Source organism: Nocardioides sp. QY071, assembly GCF_029961765.1.
Lineage (GTDB): Bacteria > Actinomycetota > Actinomycetes > Propionibacteriales > Nocardioidaceae > Nocardioides.
The window spans coordinates 3,844,731-3,870,584 of sequence record NZ_CP124681.1 but is presented as its reverse complement, the minus strand read 5'-3'; the positions used below and the strand labels follow the sequence as shown (position 1 = coordinate 3,870,584).

Below are 25,854 nucleotides of genomic sequence, written 5' to 3'. Positions count from 1 at the left end.
TGGGTCCCGTGATCCCGCTGCATCTCGGTGCCCTGCACCCCGTCGAGCAGATCGCCACGATCGTGCTCGCGTTCGGGCCGTTTCTGGTGCTGGGGATCGTGATCGCCGTCCGCCGCCGCGCCGAGTCCGACGAGGACATCGAAGACCTCGAGGATCTCGGCGCGACGGAGGAGCACGACCAGAACGGCTAGCCGGCGAGCCACTCCTTGCCGGTGCGCTCCTCGGCACGCAGCGCGCTGCCGAGGAGCTTGGCCAGCAGCTCCTCGATCTTGCCGGCGACGAGCGGGATCTTGACCTTGATCTCGAGCTCGACGGTCTCCTTGGTCACGCCACCGGTCTCGACGAGCGTAGCGGTGCCGTTGATCTCGCCCGGCTTGCCGGGGATGCCGACGGTGACGGTCGCCTTCAGGGGGCTCGCCCAGGTCTCGGTCTGCACGATCGTGGTGGTCTCGCCGATGAACTTCTTCGCGAACGACGGCACCTTGTCGGTGGGCTGCTCCATCTCGATCCGCACGGCCTTCGCGTCGACATTGCCCTCGATCTCGACGCTGTAGGACGTCGCGCGCTGGTTGCGGCACACGGTCTCGCGGAACACCGGGTCGGAGAGCATGGCCGCGACCTCGATCGCGGGGGCGTCGTACGTCATCTCGTGCACCAGCTTGGTCGCCATCTCAGCGCTCTCCCTTCAGCCAGGCCACGCCCACCGCGTGCTCGGTGGTGAGGCCTGCGTCGATGTTGTCGGCCATCAGCTTCTCCAGCTTCCCGGCGATCAGCGGCACCTTGACGACGACGTCGAGGTCCTGGACGTACGACGTGCCGCCACCCGCCGCGGACAGCCGGATCGTCCCCGTCGCCCTGGTGGGCTTGCCGGGTGCGGTGATCTCGATCGTGCCAGAGGTGGCGTCGTTCCACGACTCCCTGACCACCGCCTGGGTGGTGTCCCCGGCGATCTTCTTGGCGATCGCGGGCAGCCCGGCGGTGTTCTGCACCTGGTCGCTGACCAGCGTGAACCCGGCACCGGCCGGGGTGAGGGTGACGTCGATGGAGACGACGTCCTGGGCGGCGCCGACCTTCTCGCGGAAGGCGGGGTCCGCGAGCATCGCGAACACCTCCTCCGGCGGGGCGTCGTAGGCGAGCTCTCGGCTGTATCGCATACGAGACATCATGTCGCATGGGTCAGTTGTGAGGCGTCATGACGAGGTCCTAGTGTCGAGGTGTGTCAACGACGACGCTGCCCTCGGCACCGGGGGCTGACCGGGACCGCATCTTCGAGCAGGCCGCCGCGGCGGCCGGACCCGCGAAGGGATCAGGGGCGCCGCCCCGTGAGGCGCTGCCAGCACTGCTGCCGGCCTACTACCGGCACGTGGCCACCGAGGAGCTCGCGGCCCGCAGCGACCTCGACCTGTACGGCGCCTTCGCCTCCCACCACCACCTCGCCCTCGAGCGCCGTCCCGGCCAGGCAAAGGTCCGGGTGTACACCCCGACGGTCGCCGAGAACGGCTGGTCGGCCGGCGGCCACTCCGTGGTCGAGGTCGTCGTCGACGACATGCCGTTCCTCGTCGACTCGCTGACGATGGAGCTGGCCCGCGGCCTCCACGACGTGCGCACCGTCGTCCACCCGACCTTCGACGTACGGCGCGACGAGGCCGGGCGCCTGCTGTCGGCCGAGCCCGTCTCCTCAGGCTCGACCGCGCCCGCCGACGGCGCGATCCGCGAGTCGTGGATGCACATCGAGATCGGCCGCCTCAGTGGCGAGGACGGCGACACCCCCGAGCAGGTCGTGGCCGACTGCCGCCGCGTGCTCGGCGACGTCCTCGCCTCGGTCGAGGACTGGCCGGGCATGCAGGCGCAGGTCGCCGACGTCGTGGCAGGCCTCAGGTCCGACCCGCCGCCGCTGCCGGCAGACGAGGTCCGGCAGGCCGCGGAGCTGCTCGACTGGCTCGCCGACGAGCACTTCACCTTCCTCGGCTACCGCGAGTACGTCCTGGACCGGGTGTCCGTCGACGGCGGGCCCGAGGACGATGTCCTGCGGCCGGTCCCCGGCAGCGGCCTCGGCATCCTGCGCGAGCACCCCGCGGAGGGTGACACCTCCATCGCGTTCAGCAAGCTGCCCGACGCGGTCAAGGCGAAGGCCCGCGAGAAGCGGCTCCTGGTCCTGGCGAAGGCCAACTCGCGATCCACGATCCACCGCCCGGCGTACCTCGACTACGTCGGTGTGAAGACCTTCGGCCCCGACGGCGAGGTCGTGGGGGAGCGCCGGTTCCTCGGGCTGCTGTCCAGCGCCGCCTACACCGAGTCGCTGCTGCGGATCCCGCTGCTGCGCGAGAAGGTCGACGAGGTCCTCGAGCGCAGCGGGTACGACGCCCGCAGCCACGACGGCGCAGCGCTCCTCGACACGCTCGAGACCTACCCGCGCGACGAGCTGTTCCACACGCCGGTCGACGAGCTGGCCCCGATCGTCGAGGCCGCCATGCAGGCTCGCGAGCGCCGGGCCGTGCGGCTGTTCATCCGCCGAGACACCTACGCCCGCTACCTCTCGGTGCTCGTCTACCTGCCGCGCGACCGCTACAACACCGGCGTGCGCCACCGCTTCGTCGAGATCCTCACCGAGCAGATCGGCAAGGGCCGGATCGGCCCCGACTCGGTCGAGTTCAACGTGAGCATCAACGAGTCGACCACGGCCCGCGTCCACTTCGTCGTCCACCTGCCCAAGGGCGAGCTGATCCCCGACGACATCGACGTCGCGGACCTCGAGCGGCGCCTGATCGAGGCGTCCCGCTCGTGGCAGGAGGACTTCCTGCAGGCCGTCATCGCGGAGTACGGCGAGGAGGTCGGCGCGCTGCTCGGCCGCCGCTACCTCGACGCCTTCCCCGAGGCCTACAAGGAGGACTTCACAGCCCGCACGGCCGCGGTCGACCTGGGCCGGATCGAGGGGATCCGCGGCGAGGAGGGCCGCGACCAGTCGCTGTACGCCGAGGTCGACGCCGCCGACGGCGAGGCCCGGCTGAAGATGTTCCGGGTCGGTGAGCCGCTCTCGCTGAGCGCGGTGCTGCCGATGCTGGCCTCGATGGGCGTCGAGGTCGTCGACGAGCGTCCCTACGGCCTGACCGGCCTGGAGCGGGTCACCCACATCTACGACTTCGGCCTGCGCTACGGCGAGCCGCTGCCCGATCACGCCCGCGAGCTGTTCGCGGCGTCGATGCGCGCGATGTGGGACGGCCACACCGAGGTCGACGGCTTCAACCGCCTGGTGCTGCGCGCCCAGCTGACCTGGCGACAGGCGATGCTGCTGCGCGCCTACGCGAAGTACATGAAGCAGGGCAACAGCCCCTTCGCCGTCGACTCGATCGAGCAGGCCCTGGTCGACAACGTCGACCTGGCCCAGCTGCTGGTCGCGTTGTTCGAGGTGCGCTTCGACCCCGCCGCCGAGCAGGACCGGGCGGCTCGCGAGGAGGCGCTGGTCGAGCAGGTGCGGACCGCGCTCGATGACGTGGTCAGCCTCGACCACGACCGGATCCTGCGCTCCTACCTCACCCACATCCGTAGCACCCTGCGCACCAACTACTTCCAGACCGACGACGGCGCGCCCAAGCCCTATCTCTCGCTCAAGCTGGAGCCCTCGGCGATCCCGGACCTGCCGGAGCCGCGGCCAAGGTTCGAGATCTTCGTGTACTCCCCGCGGGTCGAGGGCGTGCACCTGCGCTTCGGCGCGGTCGCGCGCGGCGGCCTGCGTTGGTCGGACCGGCGCGACGACTTCCGCACCGAGATCCTCGGCCTGGTCAAGGCGCAGATGGTCAAGAACACCGTGATCGTGCCGGTCGGCGCGAAGGGCGGGTTCTACGCCAAGCAGCTGCCTCCCATGGATCCAACACAGCCGAGCGACCGCGAGGCGTGGCTCGCCGAGGGCGTGGCCTGCTACACGACCTTCATCCGCGGCCTGCTCGACGTGACCGACAACCTGGTCGCGGGCGAGACCGTGCCGCCGCCGGACGTCGTACGCCACGACGCCGACGACTCCTATCTCGTCGTCGCCGCCGACAAGGGCACCGCCACCTTCTCCGACATCGCCAACGGCGTCTCGGCCGACTACCACTTCTGGCTGGGCGACGCCTTCGCCAGCGGTGGCTCGGTGGGCTACGACCACAAGGCGATGGGCATCACCGCCAAGGGCGCGTGGGTGTCCGTACGCCGTCACTTCCGCGAGATGGGCGTGGACTGCCAGAACGAGGACATCACCGTCGTCGGCATCGGCGACATGTCCGGCGACGTCTTCGGCAACGGCATGCTGTGCTCCGAGCACATCCGACTGGTGGCCGCGTTCGACCACCGCGACATCTTCCTCGACCCGTCCCCGGACGCCGCTGCGTCCTTCGCCGAACGCCAGCGGCTCTTCGACCTGCCCCGGTCGAGCTGGCAGGACTACGACCGGTCCCTGATCTCCGCCGGCGGCGGTGTCTACCCGCGCAGCGCGAAGTCGATCCCGGTCAGCGCCGAGGTCCGCGAGGCGCTCGGGCTCGCCGACGACATCGCGCACCTCACGCCGGCCGAGCTGATGCGGGCGATCCTGCTCGCGCCCGTCGACCTGCTCTGGAACGGCGGCATCGGCACCTACGTCAAGGCCGCCACCGAGATCAACGCCGACGCCGGCGACAAGTCCAACGACGCGATCCGGGTCGACGGCGGCGAGCTCCGGGTCCGTTGCGTGGGCGAGGGCGGCAACCTCGGCTTCACCCAGCAGGGCCGGATCGAGTACGCCCTGGAGGGCGGCCGGATCAACACCGACTTCATCGACAACTCCGCCGGCGTGGACACCTCCGACCACGAGGTCAATCTCAAGATCCTGCTCGACCGCATCGTCGCCGACGGCGACCTGACCGGCAAGCAGCGCAACGAGCTGCTGGCCTCGATGACCGACGAGGTCGCCGACCTGGTGCTGCGCGACAACTACGACCAGAACATCGCGCTCGCCAACGCCGCCAGGAACGCCGTCTCGCTCCTGCACGTCCACGAGCAGTGGATGCGCGACCTCGAGGCGCAGGGCCTGCTCGACCGCGAGCTCGAGGCGCTGCCCTCGAGCCGGGAGGTCGCCCGCCGGATCGAGGCAGGGGCGACCCTGACCCAGCCGGAGCTCGCGGTGCTGATGGCCTACACCAAGATCGTGCTGGCCGAGGAGCTGCTGGCCTCGGACCTGCCCGAGGACCCGTACCTCGACAACGACATCCAGGCCTACTTCCCGAAGCCGGTCCAGGAGCGGTTCGCCGAGCAGGTGGCAGCCCACCCGCTGCGTCGCGAGATCATCGTGACCCAGGTCGTCAACGACCTGGTCAACGGCGCCGGCATGACCTACTGGCCGCGGCTGGCCGGCGAGACCGGCGCCAGTCCCGCCGAGCTCACCCGTGCCAATTTCGTGGCCCGGGAGATCTTCGGCTCGCTCGCCCTGCGCCGGGAGCTGGAGCAGTACGACAACGTCCTGGACGCGACCGTGCAGACCCGGATGCGGGTCGAGATGCGCACCCTCGTCGAGCGGGCCTCGCGCTGGCTGGTCACCAACCGGCGGCCACCGCTCGACAGCCAGGGCAACGTCGAGTTCTTCGCGGCGCCGGTGCAGGCGACCATGCTGGAGCTGCCCCAGCTGCTGACCGGCGCCGAGCTGGCGTCGTACGAGGCCCGTCGGGAGCTGCTCGTCGGCCACGACGTCCCCGAGGACCTCGCCAGCCGGGTCGCGTCGTTCGACGTGGCCTACACGTTGCTCAACGTGGTCGAGATTGCCGACGCCCACGGCCTCACCCCGGCCGAGGTGGCCCGCGTCCACTTCGCCCTGGGGGAGCGGCTCGGGCTGTCCGTGCTGCAGCGCCGGATCGTCGACCTGCCGCGTGCCGACCAGTGGCAGACCATGGCCCGCGCCGCGCTGCGCGACGACCTCTACTCGATCCACGCCCAGCTCACCGCCCAGGTCCTCGAGGCCACCGGCGAGCTCGACGCGGTCGACGACCCCGCCGAGGCCGCTACCCGGCGCGTCGCGACCTGGGAGGCCGAGGCCGGAGGCGTGGTCGACAAGGCGATCGGCGCGCTGAGCGCGGTCTGCTCCGACGAGCCGACCGACATCGCGAAGGTCTCCGTCGGCCTGCGGGTGGTACGCGGCCTGCTGTCCTGACGAACTCGCCCCCTCGGCTTCGACGAGGGTTCACCACCAACGGCTAGGGTCGGTCGCGATGACTGCCATCCACGTGACCGGACTGACCAAGCGGTACGGCGACCTGGTCGCCGTCGACGGGGTGAGCCTCGATGTCGCCGAGGGGGAGTTCGTCGGGGTGCTCGGACCCAACGGTGCCGGCAAGACCACGCTCCTGGAGATGGTCGAGGGCCTGCGCCAGCCGGACGCCGGCGGGATCGAGGTGCTCGGCGAGCCCGTGTGGCCGCGCAACCCGCGGCTGCAGCCCCGCATCGGCGTCCAGCTCCAGGCCTCGTCGTTCTTCGAGCGGCTCACGGCCCGCGAGCAGATCCGCACCTTCGCCAGCCTGTACGGCGTCGGGCACGCCACCGCCGACGGCTGGCTCGAGCGGGTGGGACTGACCGACAAGGCCGAGAGCCGCGTCGAGGACCTGTCCGGCGGCCAGGCCCAGCGGCTGTCCATCGCCTGCGCGCTGGTGCACGACCCGGAGCTGGTCTTCCTCGACGAGCCGACGGCGGCGCTCGACCCGCAGGCCCGGCGCAACCTGTGGGACCTGCTGTCCTCGATCAACGACAGCGGTCGCACCGTCGTACTCACGACGCACTACATGGACGAGGCCGAGGTGCTCTGCGACCGGGTCGCGGTCATGGACCACGGCCGGCTCCTGCAGTTCGACACGCCCGCCGCGCTGGTCCGCGGCCTCGACGCCCCGGCCCGGATCCGGGTCGCGCCCGGTGCGCTCAGCGTCGCGCAGGCCGCGGCGATCCCCGGCGTCACCGAGACGCGCGAGGACGTCGACGGCGTCGTCCTGGTGACCCGGGACCCGGGCGGCGTGATCGGCGCCCTGGCCGCAGGGGACCACCTCGACGGCGTCTCCGTGCAGACCGGCACCCTGGAGGACGTGTTCCTCTCCCTGACCGGACGGGAGTACCGCGCATGAGCCGGCTGCTGCAGTCGCCGTTCTGGGCGCTGTCCGTCGCGATCCTGCGCGGCTTCCTGCGCGACAAGGCCGCGGTCTTCTTCGCGGTGATCTTCCCGCTGATGTTCCTGGTGCTCTTCGGTGGCCTGCTCGGCAGCCAGGACCAGTCGAAGGTGGACCTGATCCAGGTCGGCGCGGTCCCGCTCGTCGACGACCTGCCCGACGACGCGCACGCCGCCTTCCGCCAGACCTTCGAGGTCGATCGGACCGAGGACCTCGACGCCGCCCTGGAGGAGGTCCGCAAGGGCGACGCCGACGTGGCGATCGAGCAGCGCGGCGACGACCTGATCGCCCACTACACGCAGACCGACCAGGTCAAGGCGGCCATCACCCAGGGCACGCTGCGTGCGTTCGTCGACGGCGCCAACGTCGCCGCGACCGGCCAGCCGCCGGCGTACTCCTTCACCGCCGAGCGCGTCGAGGACGAGTCGCTCTCGGTCATCCAGTTCGTCACGCCGGGCCTGCTCGGCTGGGCGGTCGCGATGAGCGCGGCCTTCGGCTCCGCGGCGACGCTCCAGGGCTGGCGGCAGTCCAAGCTGCTGCGCCGCCTCCAGCTCGCACCCGTCGGCACAGGCACCATCGTCGGCGCCCGGGTGGCGGTGACGCTGCTGATCGCCTTCGGGCAGCTCGCCATCTTCCTCGGGCTCGGCGCGGCGGCGTTCGGGCTGACCCTCACCGGGTCGTGGTGGATGTCGATCCCGCTGGTCGCCGTCGGCACGCTGTGCTTCATGGCCATCGGCCTGCTCGCCGGTGCGCTCGCCAAGACCACCGAGGGCGCGGTCAACCTCGCCAACTTCCTGGTCCTGCCGATGGCCTTCCTCAGCGGCTCGTTCTTCCCGCTCGACGGCGCCCCCACCTGGCTGCAACGCCTCTCGGACCTGCTGCCGCTCAAGCACTTCAACTCCGGGATGCTCGACGTCATGGTCCGCGGCGAGGGACCGGCCGCCGCGCTCGCGCCGCTCGGGATCCTCGCCGGGTTCGCGGTCGTGGTCACCCTGCTCGCCGCGCGGCTGTTCCGGTGGGAGACCACCTGAGACCCCACGGGGGACCGGTGAGAAGCAATAGGCTGCGACGGTGCTCGACTTCGCGGTCCTTCTGGCCCTTCTCGCGCTGATCATCGTCGTCGCGCGCCTCGCGGGCGCCGCGGTCGCGAGGATCGGCATCCCGCCGGTCGTGGGTGAGATCGGAGCCGGCGTCCTGCTGGGTCCCAGTCTCCTCGGGATGCAGCTCAGCCAGGACCTGTTCCCGGTCGACCAGCGCGGGTTCCTCGACGTCCTGGCCCGCGTCGGGCTGGTGCTGTTCATGTTCGTCGTCGGGCTCGAGCTCGACCTCTCCCTGGTCCGGGGCCGCGAGAAGGTCGCCGTGTCCGTGTCGGTCACCTCGATCGCGCTGCCCTTCGCCCTCGGCATCGGGCTCGCCCACCTGTTCGTCAGCAGCGGGGCCACCGAGGCGCTGAAGCCGGCCGACGCGGAGTTCTGGCCGTTCGCGCTGTTCATGGGTGCGGCGATGTCGATCACCGCGTTCCCGGTGCTCGCCCGGATCCTCACCGACCGGCGGATGCACCGCACCGAGACCGGCGGCCTGGCGCTGGCCTGCGCGGCGACCGACGACATCATCGCCTGGACCCTGCTGGCCGTGGTGCTCGCGATCGCGGGCGTCGAGGGGGAGCACAGCCACCTGCCCCACTGGGCGATCTACCTCGCGGTGCCGTTCGTGGCCCTCGCCGTGTTCGTGGTCCGCCCGGCGCTGGGCTGGCTGACCACGGCGTACCGGAAGGCCGGCGAGCTCACGCCGACCATCCTCTCGGTGGTGCTCGTCGGCATGCTGCTCTTCTCGGCCACCACCGACCTGCTCGGCATCCACTACATCTTCGGCGCGTTCCTCTTCGGCGCGATCATCCCGCACGAGAACGCCGCCGCCCTGCGCCACGAGATCCTGGTCCGTCTCGAGCAGATCTCCGTGCTCCTGCTGCTGCCGGTCTTCTTCCTGCTCTCCGGCCTCAAGGTCGACATCCGCGGGCTCGGCGCCGAGCACATCGTCCCGATGCTCGGCATCCTCGCGGTGGCCATCATCGGCAAGTACGTCGGCGCGTACGTCGGCGCGCGGCTCCAGAGCGTCCCGCACTGGCAGGCCAGCTCGCTGGGCCTGCTGATGAACACCCGCGGCCTGACCGAGCTGATCATCCTCAACGTGGGCCTCGAGAAGGGCCTGCTCAGCCAGGAGCTGTTCACCATGATGGTGGTGATGGCCCTGGTCACGACCGTGATGACCGGTCCGCTGCTGGGCCTCGTCTACCCGCAGCGCCGCGTGGCCCGCGACATCGCCGAGGCCGAGCGGGCCGCGCTCGGCGAGGAGGCCGTCGACCGGATCCTGGTCCTGGCCCGTCACGGGCAGGACAACCGGCTGCCCGTCGAGCTCGCCGTGGCCGCGCTCGCCGGCGCCCGGCCGGCCGAGATCGTGCTCGCCGACCTCACTGCGCAGGGTCGTCCGCTCGAGGTCGGCAGCGGCCTGTCGCTCGACCTCGCCGAGATGGCGGCGGCGATGGAGCGCCAGCAGGTACTGGTGCACCACGGCGAGGAGCTGGGCGTCCCGGTCCGGGTGATCGCCCACCCCAGCGCCGATGTCGAGCAGGACCTGGTCGAGCTGGTCGGCGCCCTCGCCCCGCAGGGCCTGGTCGTCTGGTCCGACGACCCCGCACTCACCGCAGTGGTGGCCGCCAACGAGTCACCGGTCGTGGTCGCCGCCACCGGTACGACGACCCCCGACCCCGACGCCCCCGTCGTCGTCGACTGGGCCACCGGCAGCAACGGCGAGGCCGCGATCGTCCTCGGCGCCCGGCTCGCGCTCGCCCGCGGCACCACGCTCGCTCTGCACGGCGACGGTGGCCGGCGCCAGGCGGCAGCCCGGGCGGCTCTGGAGTCGCGCGGGGTGCGGTTCGCGGACCCGGCCGCCGACGCGGGGCCGCTGGCCGCCGTACCGATCGCGGTGGGTGCCCTGGACGCCGCTACGGCGACCGTGCGAGTGCGCGCCGAGCTGGACGCCGCCCCCGTCGACTTCGCAGCCGTGCCGCTCGCCGCGGGGGCGACGGTCTGACGATCAGCCGGTGGCGTTGCCCGCGTGCGTGTTGAACGCCAGGGTGCGGTGCCCGATCCGGACCCGGGTGCCCTGCACCAGGACCTGCTCGCTGCCGGGCGGCATCCGCACCCAGTCAGGGGTCTTCGGCAGGTGCACGTAGGTGCCGTTGGTCGAGTTGTTGTCGACCAGGACGACGTCCCAGCCGCGCAGCTCGAGCCGCGCGTGCACCCGGGAGACCTGGTTGGACTGGTCGATGATCGGCAGCGGCCGGAACTCGCCGGCGACGATCCGCTCGTCCGGTGCGGGGTCGCGCCCCAACAGGTACGGGTTGTCCAGCTGGAACACCGCTCCGTCGTCGAGCACGATCACGCCCAGCGGCGGCCGCGGGCCGTTCACCAGCACGGGCGTCTGCTGGACCATGTTGATCCCGCAGATCCCGCAGAACAGCACCCGCGGGTCGTTGAAGTGCTGGTTCTTGCAGTAGACGCCGCGCACCTGCTCATGGGCGTGGTCGTCGTGGACCTGAGCCGCGTCCTCGACGATCGGCAGCGGCTCGAAGTCGTCGATGTCGTCGTCGACCTCGCTCATCAGCACCGACTGGAAGCTCACGTGCTCGTCGGGCTGCGCCGGCGGCAGCGGCCGGCCGGCGACCGGCGCCATGACGGGCGGCTCGGGCTCCACGGCCGGCGGAGCTTGGACGACGGGCGCCGGCTCGGGCGCCCGGACCTGGGTCGCCGGGCGCAGGACCGGCTCGGCCGGCGTACCACCGACGGTGGGCACCAGGAAGCCACCGGCGGGCACGACCCCACCATCGAGCCGGTACGACGACCCGGCGGCCGGCGCCGCGGCTCCGGGCAGCACGGCCGAGACCGACTCGACCGGCCACGGGATCAGCCGCTCCACCCACGCCAGCGACTGCGCGCCGCTGATCTCCTCGCCGTCGACGTTCACGACGACGTCGCCGTCGACGAAGACCGCGAGTCCGGTGGTGTGCGGTGCGATCGCGGCGAAGCCGGGGGACTGGTCGACCGAGGTGGACAGCATCAGCGCGAACCCGCGGATCAGCTGGCGGCCCTGGCCGCCGTTGGCGGCCACCATCTCCGCGTGCTCGAGGTAGGGCCGCACGACCTCCGGGTCGTCGGACCCGACGAGGAGCACGACCGGCCCGAACCGGGCCAGGGTGCCGCCGCCGGGCCCGGGGACCACCGACGCCGCGGTCCAGTCGTCTGCCGAGCTGTGCGTCATCGTCAAATGATCCTTCCGCCGAAGAAGCGCCACCGGATGAACGGGACCCGCATCGGGCCGTTGGTCCAGACCCAGATCACCAGCCAGATCACCGAGAAGTCGATGAAGAACGCCCAGAACGGCACCCCGTCGTACGGGTAGTCGATGCCGGGCACCAGCTCCAGGTCGAGCAGCAGCCACACCAGTGCGCCCTCGTTGAGCGCGGTGATCAGGCCGAACATGGTGGGCCAGTCCTTCTCCCACCGCAGCTGCTGGATGGCGTGGTAGATCAGCTCCCACACGATGCCGAGCACCAGCACGGCCGCGAGGATGAGGTACGTCGTGCGGTAGTCCGGGTCGCCGGGCAGGATCGGTGTCAGCACCAGCGTGATCAGCCCGCCGAAGACGACGAGCATGAAGATCCGGGTCTGGAGCCGGCCGTTGAGGGTGGGCAGCATCAGTCACACGCTCCTGGGGTCGCGACGGGCCGGCTCACGGGGCGCTCCCGGCGAGCCACTTCCACCACTGCAGGGTCGAGCGCACCGGCCCGATCCGCTTGCAGAAGCCGCGCTTGTTGAGGTCCCCGTAGATCTCCTGGGCCGCGACCTGCAGGCCCAGGAAGGTGTCGACGCCGGGGAAGTAGCCGCCGAGCGTGGTCGCGCCCGACGCGTACATCACGCCGCCGCCCGACTGGGTGCCGATCAGCTCGAAGGAGCGGTCGACGTTGAGCCGGCCGACCGGATTGCGGCTGGCGCCGCCGTGGTCGAGCAGGTCCTTGAGCAGGCGGTGCTCGGCGATGTCGGCCTCGAGGCCGGTGCAGTCGATGACGAAGTCGACCTCCACCGGTACGACGCCCTGGGCGGTGCGGACCTGGTTGAGGATCCGCTCGCCGCTGGGCCGCATCTCGTCGACGGTGCCGACCACGCAGCTGTACCAGCCCTCACGGCGGCCCTGCTTCATCTGCCGCTGCCAGCTCTTGCGGTAGGGCGTGTTGGTGCCGCCCATCCGCTTGTAGAGCTCGGCGCGCTGCTCGCCCTCCAGGTTGCGCACCTGCGCCTTGAGCTGGCCGCCCCACACCGACTTCGGGTAGTTGAACCCCTGGTAGGCCCACCCGTCGCCACCGCGGCGGCGCATGGTCACCCGGGTGCGGCCACCGCCCGGGCGCTGGTCCTCCTCGTTGCCGTAGCCATCGTTGGTGCCGTGGATGTAGGTGCGGAACAGGTGCACGATCCTGGTCTGCGCGCCGTGCTTCTCGCGGTCGTCCATCAGCCGCTGCAGGATGCGCGAGGCCACGATCCCGCCGCCGCGCACCAGCACCGTGGACGGCGTCTGCACGAGCCGCTCGTAGACGTGCTCGTGGGCCTCGTAGGCGTTGACGATGTGGCGGTAGTCGTTGTTCTCGGTGCGGTAGCGCTGCAGCTCGGGCAGGAACTTCAGTCCTGGGTAGCCGACCGCCAGGTGCACGTACTGCGAGCGGAAGGCGACCCGCTTGGTGGCCGACGCGCCCTCGGGCGGGGTCAGGATCGTGAAGTACCCGCCTCCGTAGCGCCGCCGGACGATGCGGACCAGGCCCTTGACCAGCATCTCGTCGTACGCGATCCGCTTCGCCTCGCGCTCGAGCTGCTGGAAGACGTTGCCGGCCTTGGGGGTGTAGTAGTCCTCGAAGATCGGCTCGCTGAACAGCTGCCAGAGCACCTTGAGGTTGAAGTGCCGCACGCCCTCCGCGAAGCCGTACGACGGGAAGCCCCAGATGTTGTCCGGCCGCGACGCCGAGTCGGAGCGGATCCGCTCGGGCCGGGGGACCTGGGAGACCCGGGTGAGGTACTCGTAGGTCTGCCACGGGAAGTCGAGGGTGCTGAGCACCCGCATCTGGGAGGTCGGCACGCCCGCGATGCGCAGGTAGTCGACGGTCACGAAGCTCCCGATGCCGCCGCCGATCGTGACGAACGGGACGTCCACGATCGGGATGCCGGCGGCCGCCACCATGTCGTCGGTCCAGAAGTCGGTCTGCAGCAGCTGGTCGTTCAGGTCACCCGAGATCGGCTGGGCTGGCAGGTAGGTCGAGGGGTCCGTGGTCGGGACCACGGATGCCGCGGTGGGGTCGATCAACGGATGCCTCCTGGGTCGCTGACGGCGTCCGGAACGCTACACCGGTTGCCCCGCCGGCGCCGGGGGAATCGCTGCTGCCAGCCGGGATCGCGTGACATGCTGGACCCCGGCCGAGGCACCCGGCTGGACGACGAGGCGCTGGAGGATCCGCGTGCAGGGAATCGCTGACTACGAGTTCGTGCGCCCGCTGGGCGAGTCGAACTACGGCACCAACTACCTCGCCACGGCCCCGGCCCGGCTGGGCATCCCGGCCGGCGAGGTGGTGGTCAAGGTGATCGCCGGACCCACGTCCGACGACGCCTTCCGCCGCGCGACCCGCGAGCTCAAGCACTTCAGTGTCGCCGACTCCGACCGGCTCGTCGCCGTCTACGACGCGGGCCGGCAGGGTGGCGCCTTCTACTACGCCATGGAGTTCCTGCCACTCGGCTCCCTCGAACGGCCCCAGGTCGAGATCGGCGTCGGCCAGCGGGTGGCCGCGGTCCGCGACGCCGCCCGGGCGGCTCACGCACTCCACGAGCGCGGGATCGCGCACCGCGACATCAAGCCCGCCAACGTGCTGATCGCCGAGGACGGCGGCCGCCTCGCCGACCTCGGGCTCTCCCAGCTGCTGTCACCGGGCATGGTGACGACGGGACTCGGACAGATCGGCCTGGAGTTCACCGACCCGGCGATCATGCTCGGCGCCCAGGCCTCGCGGGCCAGCGACATCTGGTCGCTGGGTGCCACCGTGCACTTCGCGATCACCGGAGCCGGTGTGTACGGCGAGCTCCGCGACACCGAGCCGCTGCTGCTGGTGCGCTCCATCCTCGCCTCGCAGCCCAGCCTGGCCCCCGACCTGCCGCCGGCCGCCCGCGACCTGGTCGAGGCCTGCCTCGCCACCGACGTCGCGGTCCGCCCGCGCACCGCCGCGGAGGTCGCCGACCGCATCGCGGGGATCGCCGCCGAGCTGGGGTCGGCGGTCTGAGGATGGAGCTCCACGACGTCCTGCGCGAGCTGGTGACCGAGCACGGCTCGGCGATCCTCGACGACGCCGCCGGCTTCCGCGGCGTCCTCGACGACGTCCTGGCCGAGGACCAGGCCACCACCGGTGACATCAACCTGCTCGTCGACGCGGTGCGCTTCGGGGTGCTCAGCCCGCTGCGCGAGATGATCGACGGCGGCGCCGACCCGGGCCGCGCCGTCGAGGAGGCCGGGCTGCGCCTGGCCCGTGACCGCGGCGGGGACGACCAGGCCGCGTCGAGCTGGGCCGCCGCCGTGCTCGGGTACGCCGTCGGCACCGTCCCGGCCGCCGTCGTGCTCCGCTACCGCACCAGCCGGCCCGCGAGCGGCCAGCTGCCGCCGCCGACCGCGGCGCCCGCCCCCGGGCCCGCCGCGCCGCCGTACCAGTCACCGCCTCCCACCGCCTGGCCGCCGGCCCCGCCGGTCCACCAGTCGGCACCCCAGCCGACGGTGAGCCCGACGCCCGCACCCCCGCCGTATGCCGCCCCCGCGGCGTACCCCTCCGGTCCGGGCGGCTACGCCCCTCCCGGCGGCTTCGGCGCCCCGCCGCCGAAGAAGCGCGGTGCCGCCGTGTGGATCGCGGCCGCCGTCGCCGGCGTCGTGGTGGTCGGCGGCGGGGTCGCGGCCGCGGTCGCGCTCTCCGGCGGCGGCAAGGACCCGGATCCGAAGAAGGTGGAGTCCAGCGGCCCGAAGGAGCCCGACGTCGACGTCACGCCCGCGGCCCTCGACGAGCGCTACGGCACCCTCGCCAGCAAGATCTCGGCCGGCGCCACCGACTGCAAGGCCGACCAGCCGGGCTCCGGCGAGACCGAGGTCGTGCAGTGCTCGGTCAGCACCGGCACCCTGCGCCTGGTCACCTACGCCGACGACGCGGCGTTCACCGCCGCCCGCACCGCCCGCTTCGACTACCGCGCCGGCACGATGAGTGCCGACAACGGCGCCACGGCCCTCTACGAGTACGACCCCGAGCGGGGCGGCACCACCGACCCGGCCGTCGTCTACTGGGACAGCAAGGGCGCCAAGCAGTCCGCGCTCCTCGAGGGCGAGGGCACCGCCACCATCGACGCGGTCGTCGCCAGCTTCACCAGCACCTCGCCCCGCGTCACCGAGCCGACCGCGCCGGCCCACCCCAAGCTGATCGAGTTCATCAAGATCAACATGGACCCCGCCAAGTGCACCCGCGAGCGCACCTTCTTCACCGGCGAGACCGAGGAGAGCAGCTGCGAGACCGACGACAGCGGGATCATCGTCAGCGTCGGCCGCTACTCCACCCGCAAGGAGATGAAGGCCGACCGCAAGTACTACAAGAAGCAGTACGACGAGGCCGGCACCCAGGGCGGGGGCGGCACGTGGCGCTTCGGCGAGGGCGAGGCCGAGGGCGGCTACTACGCCTACCTCGACAGCTCCGGGGAGACCGCGACGGTCTACTGGGACTGGAACGCCGACGACTGCTACTGCTACGGCGTCGCGCGGAACTTCGAGGGCGACCTCGAGGGCCTCGAGAAGTGGTGGCCCTCCGACGACTGACGGGGGTGCTCAGCCCTCGGGCACCGGCACGGTGTCGGCGAGGTCGGGCCGGTCGATCCCGGCGACGTCGTTGCGCACCAGCAGCGCCATCGTGGTGTCGTCGCCCCCGATGAGGGCGGGCTCGGCCAGCCACTCGGGCAGCTGCTCGCGCACCCAGCCCAGGCCCCGGGCCCGGGCGAACTCCAGCAGCTGCTCGCCGGTCTGGCGCCACCACCCGTGGGAGTCGACCCGGGAGCGGCCGAAGCCGTCGGTGCACAGGAAGACCAGCGCCGCGCGGTCGGCGGCGGCGTCGACGACGCCGACCCGCAGCGCGTCGAGCGGGCGCGGCTGGCACAGCGAGCTGGTGTGCAGCCCGTCGAGGTCGGGATCCTCGGGCAGGGGGCGCGAGGCGGTGCCGTCGCTGGCCACCAGGACCGAGTCGCCGTCGCCGATCTGCAGGAACACCATCACGTCCCCGGCCGCGGCCGCGCCGAGGATGGTCGAGCCGTAGGCACGCAGCGGGTCTGCGGAGGCGCCGAGCTCGTCCTCGGCGGGGGAGTAGGGGTTCGCCTCGAGGTGGTGGCGGACCTTCGCGGTCCAGGTCTCCACGATCGCCGCCCCGGCCCGCGCCACCCGGTCGCGGGCGGTCTCGTCGGGCGCGGTCAGGTCGGGCAGGATCCGGCGCAGCTCCTCGACCGCGCTGACCACCGCCAGCGCCGCGCCGGTGTCGCTGCGGAAGTGGTACTTGTGCCCGTGGCCGTCGGCGACGGCGATGACCGCATGCCCCAGCGCCTGGTCGCTCCAGGTGAGCACGGCGTCCTGGATCGGCAGTTCGTCACGGACGTGGACCGAGCCGATCGTCGTACCCGACAGGGTCGTCCACACCGGATCGGCGTCCGGGCGGTCGGTCATCCCAGGGTGCTCCAGATCGGGTCGCCGATCGGGCTCGGCGGCGCCGCGGTCACCCCGGATCCCGGACCGACGACCGGTCGCGAGGCGACCTTGCTGGCCGCCTTGGAGGCCCAGACGATGTACTCGACGAGCTGCTCCGGGTTGTCCGCGCGCAGCAGCGGCACCTCCTCGTCGCCGATGAACCGGCGCAGGGAGTGCATGTCGGCGTCGCGGCCCACGCCGAGCGCGAGCCGGACCGCGGTGGCGCCCCAGCGGTTGTTGAGCAGAGCCTGCAGGCCCTCGGCGAAGGTGACACCGCTGCTCTGCGTGGGGCGGCCGTCGGAGACGAGGATGATCGCGGGCGGGAACGCGCTGTTGGACTCGTCGAGGTGGTCGAGTGCGCCGGCCAGGGTCTGCAGCGCGCTGCCGAGCTCGGTGAACCCGCGCGGCACCGCCTCCAGCCGGGTCCAGTGGATCCGGTCGACCGGGGTCGGCTCCTCGATGATCCACTGCGGCTCGTTGGCGAACGCCAGCACCCGGACCAGCATCTCGGCGTGCGGGTTGGCCCGCGCCTCGTCCTTCAGGTGCGGCAGGACCTCGGTGATGGCGTTGTTGAGCGCCTGGATGCGGCCGCCGCGCAGCATCGAGCCCGACACGTCGAGCACGAAGATGAAGTGCAGGGGCTTGCGCGCCAGGGCACCGCCGAGCCGATCGCTCATCGAGGGCCTCCTTCCACCTGGGCGTCGGGTTTCAACTGTTCCCGTTCTGTCGAGGTTATAGCCTGTCACGGGTCCAGGAACGCGATAACGGAGGTCGGTCACACCCATGGTGCTGGCAGAGGGCGTCGAGGTCGACCTCGGGCCGTTGGGGCGCGCCCGGGTGACGTCACTGCTCGGCCAGGGCGGCCAGGGCTACGTGTTCGAGGTGCGCCGCGACTCCGGCGAGCCCTTGGCGCTGAAGTGGTACAAGCCCGAGAGCGCCACCGCCCAGCAGTACGACGAGATGCAGCAGCTCGTCGAGATCGGCTCGCCCCACCAGCGGTTCCTGTGGCCGCTCAGCATGGCGCGGGTCGGGACCGAGCCGAGCTTCGGCTACGTCATGCACCTGCGCCACCCCCGCTACCTCGAGCTCAGCTACCTGCTCCTCAACGCCGACCGCGACGGCAAGCCGCTCGACGTCTCCTTCGCCTCGATCATCGAGCTGTGCCGCCAGCTCAGCTACAGCTTCCTGCGCCTGCACGCCCGCGGCCTGTGCTACCGCGACATCTCCTTCGGCAACGTCTTCTTCGACCCGGGCAACGGCGACGTGCTGATCTGCGACAACGACAACGTCGGCATCGACAACGGCACCGGCCGGGTGCTCGGGACGCCTTACTTCATGGCGCCCGAGGTGGTCCGCGACACGACGTACCGCACCCTGCCCAACACCGACACCGACCGGCACTCGCTGGCCGTGCTGCTCTTCTACTCGCTGTTCCTCGGCCACCCGCTCGAGGGTGCGCGCACCGACGCCGGCATGCGTGACGCCCACTGGCTGATGACCCACTTCGGCACCGAGCCGCTGTTCTGCATGCACCCCACCCGCGCCGAGAACCGGCCGGCCCAGATCGTGCAGCAGTACTGGAACATCTACCCGCAGTTCCTGCGCGACCTGTTCGTCCAGGCGTTCGTCGACGGCATGGACAACCCCGGCGCGCGGGTCACCGAGGGCCAGTGGATCAAGGCGCTCGACCGGCTGCGCGACGGGATGCTCGCGTGCCCGACCTGCGGCACGACCAACTTCTGGAGCCCCGCCGAGGACAGCGTGACCTGCTGGCAGGACGGCACCCAGGTGCGCCCGCCGTACCTGCTCCACGTCGGGCGCCGCACCGTCGCCGTGGGGCCGCAGACCACGCTGCGCTCGGACCACCTGACCTCCGGCGTCGACCATCCGCAGGTGCTCGGCCAGGTCCGCCAGCACCCCGACGCCCCCGAGCGCTGGGGACTGCACAACGCCTCCGACTTCTCCTGGCCGGTCGCCTACCCGGGCGGCCAGAACTTCCTGCTCGAGCCGGACCGCACCATCGAGCTGGTGTCCGGGGCCCGGATCCAGATCCGCAACGCCACGGTGCAGGTACGCCGGCCGGCAACCGACGGGCAGGGGTGAGCGTCGTGTCCGCACTCGTCGTCGAGGTCGACGGCCGGGTCCTGCGTCTCGAGGGAAAGTCCGTCTACCGGATCGGCCGCGCCATCGAGGCCGACGTCGTGCTCACCGCCGGCTCGGTCTCCCGCCAGCACGCTGAGCTCCAGGCCACCGACTACGGCTGGGTGCTCGTCGACAGCGGCAGCCAGTTCGGCACCTACGTCGACGACGAGCGGATCACCGACTACCCGGTCGAGCGGCGGATCACCGTGCGCTGCGGCCCGCCGGCTCCCGGTTCCTCCCTCGCGATCATCCCGGCCGAGGAGTACGACGTCGTCGCTGCCACCCCGGTCGCGCCCGCGCCGCCGCCGGATGAGCCCAGCGGGCCCGCCGCGCCGTCGTACGTCGTCGACGAGGCGACCCGGCCGCCGTTCCCGGTGACACCGCCCCCCTCGATGCCACCCTCGACGCCACCGTCGACGCCACCGTCGATGCCGCCGTCGATGCCGCCCCCGGCCACGCCGCCGATGGGCACGCCGTCGCCCTGGGCGCCGCTCGCGGGTGCGCCCGTACCGTCGATCCCCGCCCCCGGTGCCCGCCCGGCCGCCGCCCCCGGCCTGCCGGCGGCGATCTCCGGCAACGACGCCACGCAGATCCTCGCCATGCCGCGCCCGTCGGGCCCGCCCGGTGCCGGCGCCGCGCCACGCACGGGCCCGGACCTGCTGCTCGTCGCCGAGGGGCGCGAGCACCGCTTCCGCCACCCCACGCCGATCACCGTCGGGCGGCGCAGCGACTGCACCGTGGTCATCGGCGACCCGGCCTGCTCGCGCCTGCACGGCCGGATCGACCCGGTCCCGGGCGGCTGGACCTACACGAACCTCTCCAACGAGGGCACCTTCCACGACGGTCGCCGGGTCACCACGACCCGCTTCGACGAGCGGCTGGCGCTGCGCCTGGGCCACCCGGTCGCCGGCCCCGAGCTCACCTTGGTGCCCATCCTGTCCGCAGCCGAGGAGGAGCGGCGGATCGCCCGTCGCCGGCTCGGCAAGCGGCTCGCGATCATCGGCGGCATCGCCGCGGCGTTGCTGCTGGTCGCCGGGATCGTAGGCCTGGCGTTCGTCCTGGGCCGCGACGAGCCGGTCAAGCGTGCCGGCGGCGACACGGACGTGCTGGAGGCGGCGAAGGCGGCCACCGTCAAGATCACCGCCGAGAGCCACCTGCTCGACGACCCGTCGAAGACCGGCACCTACCACGGCTCAGGCTCGATCATCCGCTCCGACGGCCTGATCCTCACCAACGCCCACGTCGCCGCCCCCGAGTCACCCGGCCTCGCGGAGAAGTACGGCGACGAGGTGCTCATCGCCAATCCCGACTACCTGCTGATCTCGCTGACCGACGGCATGACCGACACCAACGCCCCGGCCGCCTACCGGGCGCGCGTGGTGGAGGCCGACGGCAACCTCGACGTCGCCGTCGTGCAGATCTACGCCGACGAGGACGGCAAGCCGCTCGAGGACGACCTCGACCTCCCGACCGTCCCGATCGGCAGCTCGGACGACCTGCGGGCCGGCGACAGCGTCACCGTGCTGGGCTTCCCGGCCGTGGCCGGCGACGGCGAGTCGATCACGGTCACCACCGGCGTCATCTCCACCGTCCTGAACGATCCCGACCTCGGGCCGCGCTCCGAGCTCGACACGGACGCCCGGATCGCCCCCGGCAACTCCGGCGGCATGGCGATCAACGAGGACGGCGAGCTGATCGGCATCCCGACCTCGCTGTTCGCCGACGAGGGGAGCACGGTCACCAGCGGCCGGATCCGGTCGATCGACGTCGTGAAGGACCTGATCAAGAAGGCCGAGGACGAGACGGACTGACTCGGGACATGCCTGCGCCCCCGCGGACGTGAGGTCCTGCGGGGTGCGGGGCGGGGTGGCTACTGGTCGGGCGGGCCGGTGTCGCCGCTGTCGTGGAGGGGGTGGGTGCCGCGGTGGTCGACGCGGAACCGGAACCCGTTGGGGCTGGTCCACAGGTAGGTCGCCGGCATCGGGGTCTCGTAGCGCCACAGTGAGTGGGTCTTGGCGCGGTGATGGCGACGGCACAGCGGGACTTCGTTGCAGGGGCAGGTCGGACCACCCTGGCCGTAGGGGCGGGCGTGGTCGAGGTCGCACCGGGTCGCGGGGCGGGTGCAGTGGGGGAACCGGCAGGTGTGGTCCCGCAGTGCGACGCGGGTCTTGTGGCGGTCGGGGATCTCGTACGCCGTCACAGGCACGTGGTCGGCCAGGTCGATCACCGGCCGGACGATGATGGTGGTGTGTCGCGCACGCAGCCACTCCCGGATCTGGGCGGTGGTGATGGGGCAGCGGCCTTCGTCCCAGCGGCCGACTGGGTTGTGCCCGGTCAGGGTGGTGTCAGTGAGGTGGATGTTGAGGACGACCTTGCGGCCCGGGACGGTCGCGACGACCTCGCCGGTGTCGGCGTCCGGGAGCAACAGGTCCAGGGCCAGGTCGTGGCGGGCGAGCTCCGCGGCAGCCTTGGAACGGCGCACGTCCAGCGACGAGTCGTCACCGAGCCGGGCGAGGACCTCGGCTCGTCGGGCGACGGCCTGGTCGAGGTCGTGGCCATCCGCGGCGTCCAGCAGCCCGTCGAGGTGGACCAGCCCGTGCTCGTCGACCTCGCTCAGGTCGAAATGCCGATGGTCGGCGGCCGCCTTCCGGTCGGCCTCGGCACGTTCGGGGTCGAGCCGAAGCACCGCCTCCGCCACGAGCCTCTCCAGTTGCGCCCAGCCGACCCCGGAGGCGTTGAACAGCTGCCGGTCCACGAACCCAGCCGCCTCAGCACACAAGCCGTGGGTGAGGTCCGCGATCCGCTCGGCCCGCCACGGTGCCAACCGCCCAGCCGCGACGGCGTCGTACACGTTCGGCAGCCGCCACGCGCACTCGATCACGCGGCCGACGTACGCCTTCCCGCCATCGGGTGGGCGGCCGAGCACGGCGACGAGCTCCATCAACGCGAACTCCGACACCAGCGGGGCACCGGGCCCGGCGATCGGGACGCCGGTGTCGAGGTAGCCCTCGGTGATCGTCGCGGCACCCTCAGGCGAGGTCACGATGTGGTCGCTCGCCCACTCCACGATCGCGGTCCATTCGCGGACCAGGGAGGCCTGGCGTCCTTCGACCTCGGCGCGCAGCCCGGACAGCAGGGCTGCTGTCGTGCGGGGCTGGGTTCCGAGATCCATGACTGGATTCTCCCACCCACCTCCGACACAATCACGCGTCGGAAACCCGCCTGTGGACAGGGGAAACTCGATCCGTGGGGTGCGGAGAACCGACGTCTCCAGCTGCAACCGAAATGGCGTCGCGGACCGCAGCCCGACCGCCGAACCCGGGCCACCTCGACGCCTTCCTCGTCGCTGCCCTTTCGGAACGAGACCGGCTACGGTGCCGAAGCCCGCGGACAGTTCCGGCAGCACGGTCAGGGGTCTCGTGACGGTCGCTGCGCGACCTCCTCGACCACCCGGGGATGCGGACCGTAGCCCGACCGCCGGGCCCAGCCACCTCGACGCCTTCCTCGTCGCTGCCCATTCGGAACGAGACCGGCTACGGAGCCGAAGCCCGCGGACAGTTCCGGCAGCACGGTCAGGGGTCTCGTGACGGTCGCTGCGCGACCTCCTCGACCACCGGGGACGCTGCGCGACCTCCTCGACCACCGGGGACGCTGCGCGACCTCCTCGACCACCGGGGATGCGGACCGTAGCCCGACCGCCGAACCCAGCCACCTCGACGCCTTCCTCGTCGCTGCCCATTCGGAACGAAACCGGCTACGGAGCCGAAGCCCGCGCAGAGTTCCGGCAGCACGGTCAGGGGTCTCGAGACGGTCGCTGCGCGACCTCCTCGACCACCGGGGTCGCTGCGCGACCTCCTCGACCACCGGGGTCGCTGCGCGACCTCCTCGACCACCGGGGTCGCTGCGCGACCTCCTCGACCGCAGCGCTCAGCTGGCCTTCTTCTTCGCGGCGGTCTTCTTGGACGCGGTCTTCTTGGCAGCGGACTTCTTCGCGGGAGTCTTCTTGGCCGCCGCCTTCTTGGCAGTCTTCTTCGCCGCCGGCTTCTCCTCGCCCTCGCCCCGCGAGGTCTTGGCCGCCTCGACCGAGCGCTGCAGCGCGGCGAGCAGGTCGACCACCTCGCCGCCGGACTTGGCCGAGGTCTCGGTGCGCTGCACCTCGCCGCCCTCGATCTTGGCCTTCACCACTGCCTGGACCGCGTCGGCGTAGTCGTCCTCGAACTCGGCCGGGTCGAAGTCGCCGGACAGGGTCTCGACGAGCATGTGCGCCATCTTCACCTCGGCGTCCTTGACCTCGCCGGTCTCGACGCTGAAGTCCGGCTTGCGGATCTCGTCGGGCCACATCATGGTCTGCAGCACGATCACGTCCTCACGCACCCGCAGCACCGCCGTGGTCACCCGTTGGCGCAGTGCCACGGTGACGACTGCCATCCGGTCGGCGTCGAGCAGCGCCTGGCGGAGCAGGGCGTACGGCTTGGCGCCGGTGCCCTCGGGCTCGAGGTAGTAGGACTTCTCGAACAGCAGCGGGTCGATCTGGTCGCTCGGCACGAACTTCTCGACCGCGATCTCGCGCGAGGAGGTCGTCGGCAGGTTGGCCAGGTCGTCCTCGGTGAGGATCACCATCTCGCCGTCCTCGGTCTCGTACCCCTTCGCGATGTCGGAGTACGGCACCTCCTCGCCGTCGATCGCACAGATCCGCTGGTACTTGATCCGGCCGCCGTCCTTGGCGTGGACCTGGCGGAACGAGACGTCGTGGCTCTCGGTCGCGCTGTAGAGCTTGACCGGCACGCTGACGAGGCCGAAGGAAACGGCCCCTTTCCAGATCGCACGCATGGGTCGAGACTATCCGGTCCTGACAGGATGGGCCCGTGCCCGAACTGCGCCCGATGCTCGCCACCCCGAGCACCCACGTGCCGCGGGGCGAGGAGTGGTGCCACGAGGTCAAGTGGGACGGCGTGCGCGCGCTCGGGTCCCTCGACGGGGGCGCGGTCACGCTGACCAGTCGCAACGGCAACCGGATCACCCCCGCGTGGCCGGAGCTGGTGACCCCGCCCACCGGCGTCCGCGACCTGGTCGTCGACGGCGAGATCATCGCGCTCAACGAGCGTGGCGTGCCTGACTTCCGGGTGCTCGCCGAGCGGATGCACGTGCGCAACGTGGCCACCGTGGCCCGCCTCGCTGCCCGGATCACCGCGACCTACATGGTCTTCGACCTGCTCCGCCTCGACGGCGAGGACCTCTGTGCCCTGCCGCTGCACGAGCGTCGCCGCCGGCTGGCCGAACTCGACCTGGGCCGCTCCGGGTGGCAGGTCCCGGCGGAGTACGACGACGGCGCGATGCTCTTCGAGGCGACCCGCGCCCAGGGGCTCGAGGGCATCGTCAGCAAGCGCCGCGACTCGACGTACCGACCCGGCGAGCGCAGCCACCACTGGCTGAAGCACCCGCACCGTCACCGCGGCTCGTTCGTGGTCGGCGGGTGGCGCCCGCAGGTCGGCACGAGCGACCGGCTGGCCTCGCTCCTGGTGGGGGAGCCGACCGCCGACGGGCTGGCCTACCGCGGCCGGGTCGGCAGCGGCATCGGCGCGAAGCAGTCCCGCGCCCTCGCCGAGCTGCTGGCGCCCCTGGCTCGTGCCTCGAGCCCGTTCGCCGACGAGGTGCCGCGGGCCGACGCCGACGGGACCTGGTGGGTGGACCCGGTGGTGGTCGTCGACGTCGACACCCACGGGCTCGGCTACGAGCGGCTCCGGCAGCCGTCGTACCAGGGCGTGCGGACCGACCTGACCCCCGAGGACCTGTGATGGCGAAGAAGGCCGACCATCCCCAGACCGAGGTCCACGTCGACGTCGAGGGCCGCACCCTGCGGCTCACCAACCTGGAGAAGGTGCTCTACCCGAGCACCGGCACCACCAAGGGCGAGGTGCTCGACTACTACGTGCGGGTCGCCCCCGCGCTGCTGCCGCACCTCGCCGGCCGCCCGGTCACCCGGATCCGGTGGCCGCACGGTGTCGGCGACATGAGCTTCTTCGAGAAGAACGCACCCCGCGGCACCCCGAGCTGGGTGCGCACCGCGGAGGTGCCGACCACGGGCAGCCGCGGCCCCAGCCGACACGGCGACACGCTCGTGTTCCCGATCATCGAGGACCTCCCGACCCTGGTGTGGGCGGTCAACCTCGCCGCCCTCGAGCTGCACGTCCACCAGTGGACCGTCGACGAGGACGACGAACCCGTCGGCGCCGACCGGATCGTCATCGACCTCGACCCCGGCGAGCCGGCCGGGCTCCACGAGTGCTGCCAGGTCGCGCTGCTCGTGCAGGAGGCCCTCGCCGAGCGCGACCTCGACGCGGTCGCGGTCACCAGCGGCAGCAAGGGCCTGCACCTGTACGCACCGCTCGCCGAGCCGCTCCCGTCGGCCGAGACCAGCGAGCTGGCCAAGGAGATCGCCGAGGAGCTGCAGGCCGCCCGCCCCGAGCTGGTCACCGCCACCATGACCAAGGCGCGCCGGCGCGGGAAGGTGTTCCTGGACTGGTCCCAGAACGCCGGCTCCAAGACCACCGTGGCGCCGTACTCGCTGCGCGGCACGCCGCGCCCCCAGGTGGCCACCCCGATCGGCTGGGACGAGGTCGCCGAGGGCGCCGAGGACCCGCTCGGGCTCGACCAGTTCACGCCGACGCAGGTGCTGCAGCGCGTCGAGGAGTACGGCGACCTGTTCGCCTGACCC

The 25,854-nt window shown here is 71.7% G+C and carries 20 protein-coding genes; 11 read left to right on the top strand and 9 right to left on the bottom strand.

Going from position 1 to position 25,854, the window contains the following annotated elements:
- The first annotated feature begins 8 nt into the window (after positions 1-8).
- Positions 9-191: a hypothetical protein gene (locus QI633_RS18620; RefSeq protein WP_141797986.1), complete on the top strand. Its 183-nt coding sequence runs from the start codon at positions 9-11 to the stop codon at positions 189-191.
- Here QI633_RS18620 and QI633_RS18615 read toward each other — a convergent pair.
- Both QI633_RS18615 and QI633_RS18610 read right to left on the bottom strand, forming a co-directional pair.
- Positions 188-670 carry a DUF2505 domain-containing protein gene (locus QI633_RS18615; RefSeq protein WP_141797987.1) on the bottom strand — a complete coding sequence of 161 codons (483 nt, stop codon included), beginning with the start codon at positions 668-670 and terminating at the stop codon, positions 188-190. The two genes, QI633_RS18620 and QI633_RS18615, sit on opposite strands and share 4 nt — an antisense overlap.
- A 1-nt stretch (position 671) precedes the next feature.
- Positions 672-1,154 carry a DUF2505 domain-containing protein gene (locus QI633_RS18610; protein WP_160158206.1) on the bottom strand — a complete coding sequence of 161 codons (483 nt, stop codon included), beginning with the start codon at positions 1,152-1,154 and terminating at the stop codon, positions 672-674.
- Positions 1,155-1,216: 62 nt separating this feature from the next.
- Here QI633_RS18610 and QI633_RS18605 point away from each other — a divergent pair, with 62 nt between their 5' ends.
- Genes QI633_RS18605 through QI633_RS18590 form a run of 4 tightly spaced genes read left to right on the top strand, consistent with a single transcriptional unit; the run spans position 1,217 to position 10,244 of the window.
- Positions 1,217-6,154 (top strand): NAD-glutamate dehydrogenase, encoded by a 4,938-nt coding sequence (locus QI633_RS18605; RefSeq protein WP_282426688.1) that lies wholly within the window; start codon positions 1,217-1,219, stop codon positions 6,152-6,154.
- A gap of 58 nt (positions 6,155-6,212) precedes the next feature.
- The gene (locus tag QI633_RS18600; RefSeq protein ID WP_141797990.1) at positions 6,213-7,112 is read left to right on the top strand and encodes an ABC transporter ATP-binding protein; all 900 of its coding nucleotides are present in this window, start codon (positions 6,213-6,215) and stop codon (positions 7,110-7,112) included.
- Positions 7,109-8,185, top strand: a complete 1,077-nt coding sequence (locus QI633_RS18595) for an ABC transporter permease (RefSeq protein WP_141797991.1) — start codon at positions 7,109-7,111, stop codon at positions 8,183-8,185. Before QI633_RS18600 ends, QI633_RS18595 begins: the two co-directional genes overlap by 4 nt.
- Before the next feature lie 40 nt (positions 8,186-8,225).
- A complete protein-coding gene (locus tag QI633_RS18590; RefSeq protein ID WP_282426687.1) occupies positions 8,226-10,244 on the top strand; it encodes a cation:proton antiporter in 2,019 nt (672 codons plus the stop codon).
- 3 nt (positions 10,245-10,247) lie between these two features.
- Here the strand turns inward: QI633_RS18590 and QI633_RS18585 are convergent, their stop codons facing one another.
- Genes QI633_RS18585 through QI633_RS18575 form a run of 3 tightly spaced genes read right to left on the bottom strand, consistent with a single transcriptional unit; the run spans position 10,248 to position 13,559 of the window.
- The gene (locus QI633_RS18585) at positions 10,248-11,471 is read right to left on the bottom strand and encodes an FHA domain-containing protein (protein WP_282426686.1); all 1,224 of its coding nucleotides are present in this window, start codon (positions 11,469-11,471) and stop codon (positions 10,248-10,250) included.
- 2 nt (positions 11,472-11,473) lie between these two features.
- Complete coding sequence (locus tag QI633_RS18580; RefSeq protein WP_141797994.1) at positions 11,474-11,908, bottom strand: hypothetical protein; 435 nt, start codon at positions 11,906-11,908, stop codon at positions 11,474-11,476.
- A 34-nt stretch (positions 11,909-11,942) separates the two neighbouring features.
- The gene (locus QI633_RS18575; protein WP_222117782.1) at positions 11,943-13,559 is read right to left on the bottom strand and encodes a hypothetical protein; all 1,617 of its coding nucleotides are present in this window, start codon (positions 13,557-13,559) and stop codon (positions 11,943-11,945) included.
- Between the two features lie 151 nt (positions 13,560-13,710).
- Here QI633_RS18575 and QI633_RS18570 point away from each other — a divergent pair, with 151 nt between their 5' ends.
- Positions 13,711-14,523, top strand: coding sequence for a protein kinase (locus tag QI633_RS18570; RefSeq protein ID WP_282426685.1), 813 nt, complete (start codon positions 13,711-13,713; stop codon positions 14,521-14,523).
- Between the two features lie 2 nt (positions 14,524-14,525).
- Positions 14,526-16,085 carry a hypothetical protein gene (locus QI633_RS18565; RefSeq protein ID WP_282426684.1) on the top strand — a complete coding sequence of 520 codons (1,560 nt, stop codon included), beginning with the start codon at positions 14,526-14,528 and terminating at the stop codon, positions 16,083-16,085.
- Between the two features lie 9 nt (positions 16,086-16,094).
- On the opposite strand, the gene QI633_RS18560 is transcribed toward QI633_RS18565, so the two are convergent.
- Together QI633_RS18560 and QI633_RS18555 are read right to left on the bottom strand one after the other, a co-directional pair.
- Positions 16,095-16,976, bottom strand: coding sequence for a protein phosphatase 2C domain-containing protein (locus QI633_RS18560; RefSeq protein ID WP_282426683.1), 882 nt, complete (start codon positions 16,974-16,976; stop codon positions 16,095-16,097).
- Complete coding sequence (locus tag QI633_RS18555; RefSeq protein ID WP_160158207.1) at positions 16,973-17,674, bottom strand: VWA domain-containing protein; 702 nt, start codon at positions 17,672-17,674, stop codon at positions 16,973-16,975. Before QI633_RS18555 ends, QI633_RS18560 begins: the two co-directional genes overlap by 4 nt.
- Before the next feature lie 106 nt (positions 17,675-17,780).
- Between QI633_RS18555 and QI633_RS18550 the strand changes: the two genes are divergently transcribed.
- Entirely contained in the window at positions 17,781-19,100 is a 1,320-nt protein-coding gene (locus tag QI633_RS18550; RefSeq protein WP_141797999.1) for a serine/threonine protein kinase, read from the top strand.
- 5 nt (positions 19,101-19,105) lie between these two features.
- Entirely contained in the window at positions 19,106-20,950 is a 1,845-nt protein-coding gene (locus QI633_RS18545; protein WP_282426682.1) for a trypsin-like peptidase domain-containing protein, read from the top strand.
- A 59-nt stretch (positions 20,951-21,009) separates the two neighbouring features.
- On the opposite strand, the gene QI633_RS18540 is transcribed toward QI633_RS18545, so the two are convergent.
- Together QI633_RS18540 and QI633_RS18535 are read right to left on the bottom strand one after the other, a co-directional pair.
- Positions 21,010-22,311, bottom strand: a complete 1,302-nt coding sequence (locus QI633_RS18540) for an HNH endonuclease signature motif containing protein (protein WP_282426681.1) — start codon at positions 22,309-22,311, stop codon at positions 21,010-21,012.
- 755 nt (positions 22,312-23,066) lie between these two features.
- On the bottom strand, positions 23,067-23,969 hold the full coding sequence (locus QI633_RS18535; RefSeq protein ID WP_282426680.1) for a Ku protein: 903 nt from the start codon (positions 23,967-23,969) through the stop codon (positions 23,067-23,069).
- A gap of 35 nt (positions 23,970-24,004) precedes the next feature.
- Here QI633_RS18535 and ligD (QI633_RS18530) point away from each other — a divergent pair, with 35 nt between their 5' ends.
- Together ligD (QI633_RS18530) and ligD (QI633_RS18525) are read left to right on the top strand one after the other, a co-directional pair.
- The gene (gene ligD, locus QI633_RS18530) at positions 24,005-24,934 is read left to right on the top strand and encodes a non-homologous end-joining DNA ligase (RefSeq protein WP_282426679.1); all 930 of its coding nucleotides are present in this window, start codon (positions 24,005-24,007) and stop codon (positions 24,932-24,934) included.
- On the top strand, positions 24,934-25,851 hold the full coding sequence (gene ligD / locus QI633_RS18525; RefSeq protein WP_141798003.1) for a non-homologous end-joining DNA ligase: 918 nt from the start codon (positions 24,934-24,936) through the stop codon (positions 25,849-25,851). The genes ligD (QI633_RS18530) and ligD (QI633_RS18525) overlap by 1 nt, the downstream gene beginning before the upstream one ends.
- The last annotated feature ends 3 nt before the right edge of the window (positions 25,852-25,854 follow it).

Excerpts from the sequence above, each read along its gene's own strand:
- QI633_RS18610 (WP_160158206.1), bottom strand. The coding sequence starts at position 1,154 with ATGCGATACAGCCGAGAGCTCGCCTACGACGCCCCGCCGGAGGAGGTG.
- QI633_RS18585 (WP_282426686.1), bottom strand. The coding sequence starts at position 11,471 with ATGACGCACAGCTCGGCAGACGACTGGACCGCGGCGTCGGTGGTCCCC.
- QI633_RS18580 (WP_141797994.1), bottom strand. The coding sequence starts at position 11,908 with ATGCTGCCCACCCTCAACGGCCGGCTCCAGACCCGGATCTTCATGCTC.
- QI633_RS18540 (WP_282426681.1), bottom strand. The coding sequence starts at position 22,311 with ATGGATCTCGGAACCCAGCCCCGCACGACAGCAGCCCTGCTGTCCGGG.
- ligD (WP_141798003.1), top strand. The coding sequence starts at position 24,934 with ATGGCGAAGAAGGCCGACCATCCCCAGACCGAGGTCCACGTCGACGTC.
- QI633_RS18565 (WP_282426684.1), top strand. The coding sequence starts at position 14,526 with ATGGAGCTCCACGACGTCCTGCGCGAGCTGGTGACCGAGCACGGCTCG.
- QI633_RS18615 (WP_141797987.1), bottom strand. The coding sequence starts at position 670 with ATGGCGACCAAGCTGGTGCACGAGATGACGTACGACGCCCCCGCGATC.
- QI633_RS18555 (WP_160158207.1), bottom strand. The coding sequence starts at position 17,674 with ATGAGCGATCGGCTCGGCGGTGCCCTGGCGCGCAAGCCCCTGCACTTC.
- QI633_RS18560 (WP_282426683.1), bottom strand. The coding sequence starts at position 16,976 with ATGACCGACCGCCCGGACGCCGATCCGGTGTGGACGACCCTGTCGGGT.
- QI633_RS18595 (WP_141797991.1), top strand. The coding sequence starts at position 7,109 with ATGAGCCGGCTGCTGCAGTCGCCGTTCTGGGCGCTGTCCGTCGCGATC.
- QI633_RS18535 (WP_282426680.1), bottom strand. The coding sequence starts at position 23,969 with ATGCGTGCGATCTGGAAAGGGGCCGTTTCCTTCGGCCTCGTCAGCGTG.
- QI633_RS18550 (WP_141797999.1), top strand. The coding sequence starts at position 17,781 with ATGGTGCTGGCAGAGGGCGTCGAGGTCGACCTCGGGCCGTTGGGGCGC.
- QI633_RS18600 (WP_141797990.1), top strand. The coding sequence starts at position 6,213 with ATGACTGCCATCCACGTGACCGGACTGACCAAGCGGTACGGCGACCTG.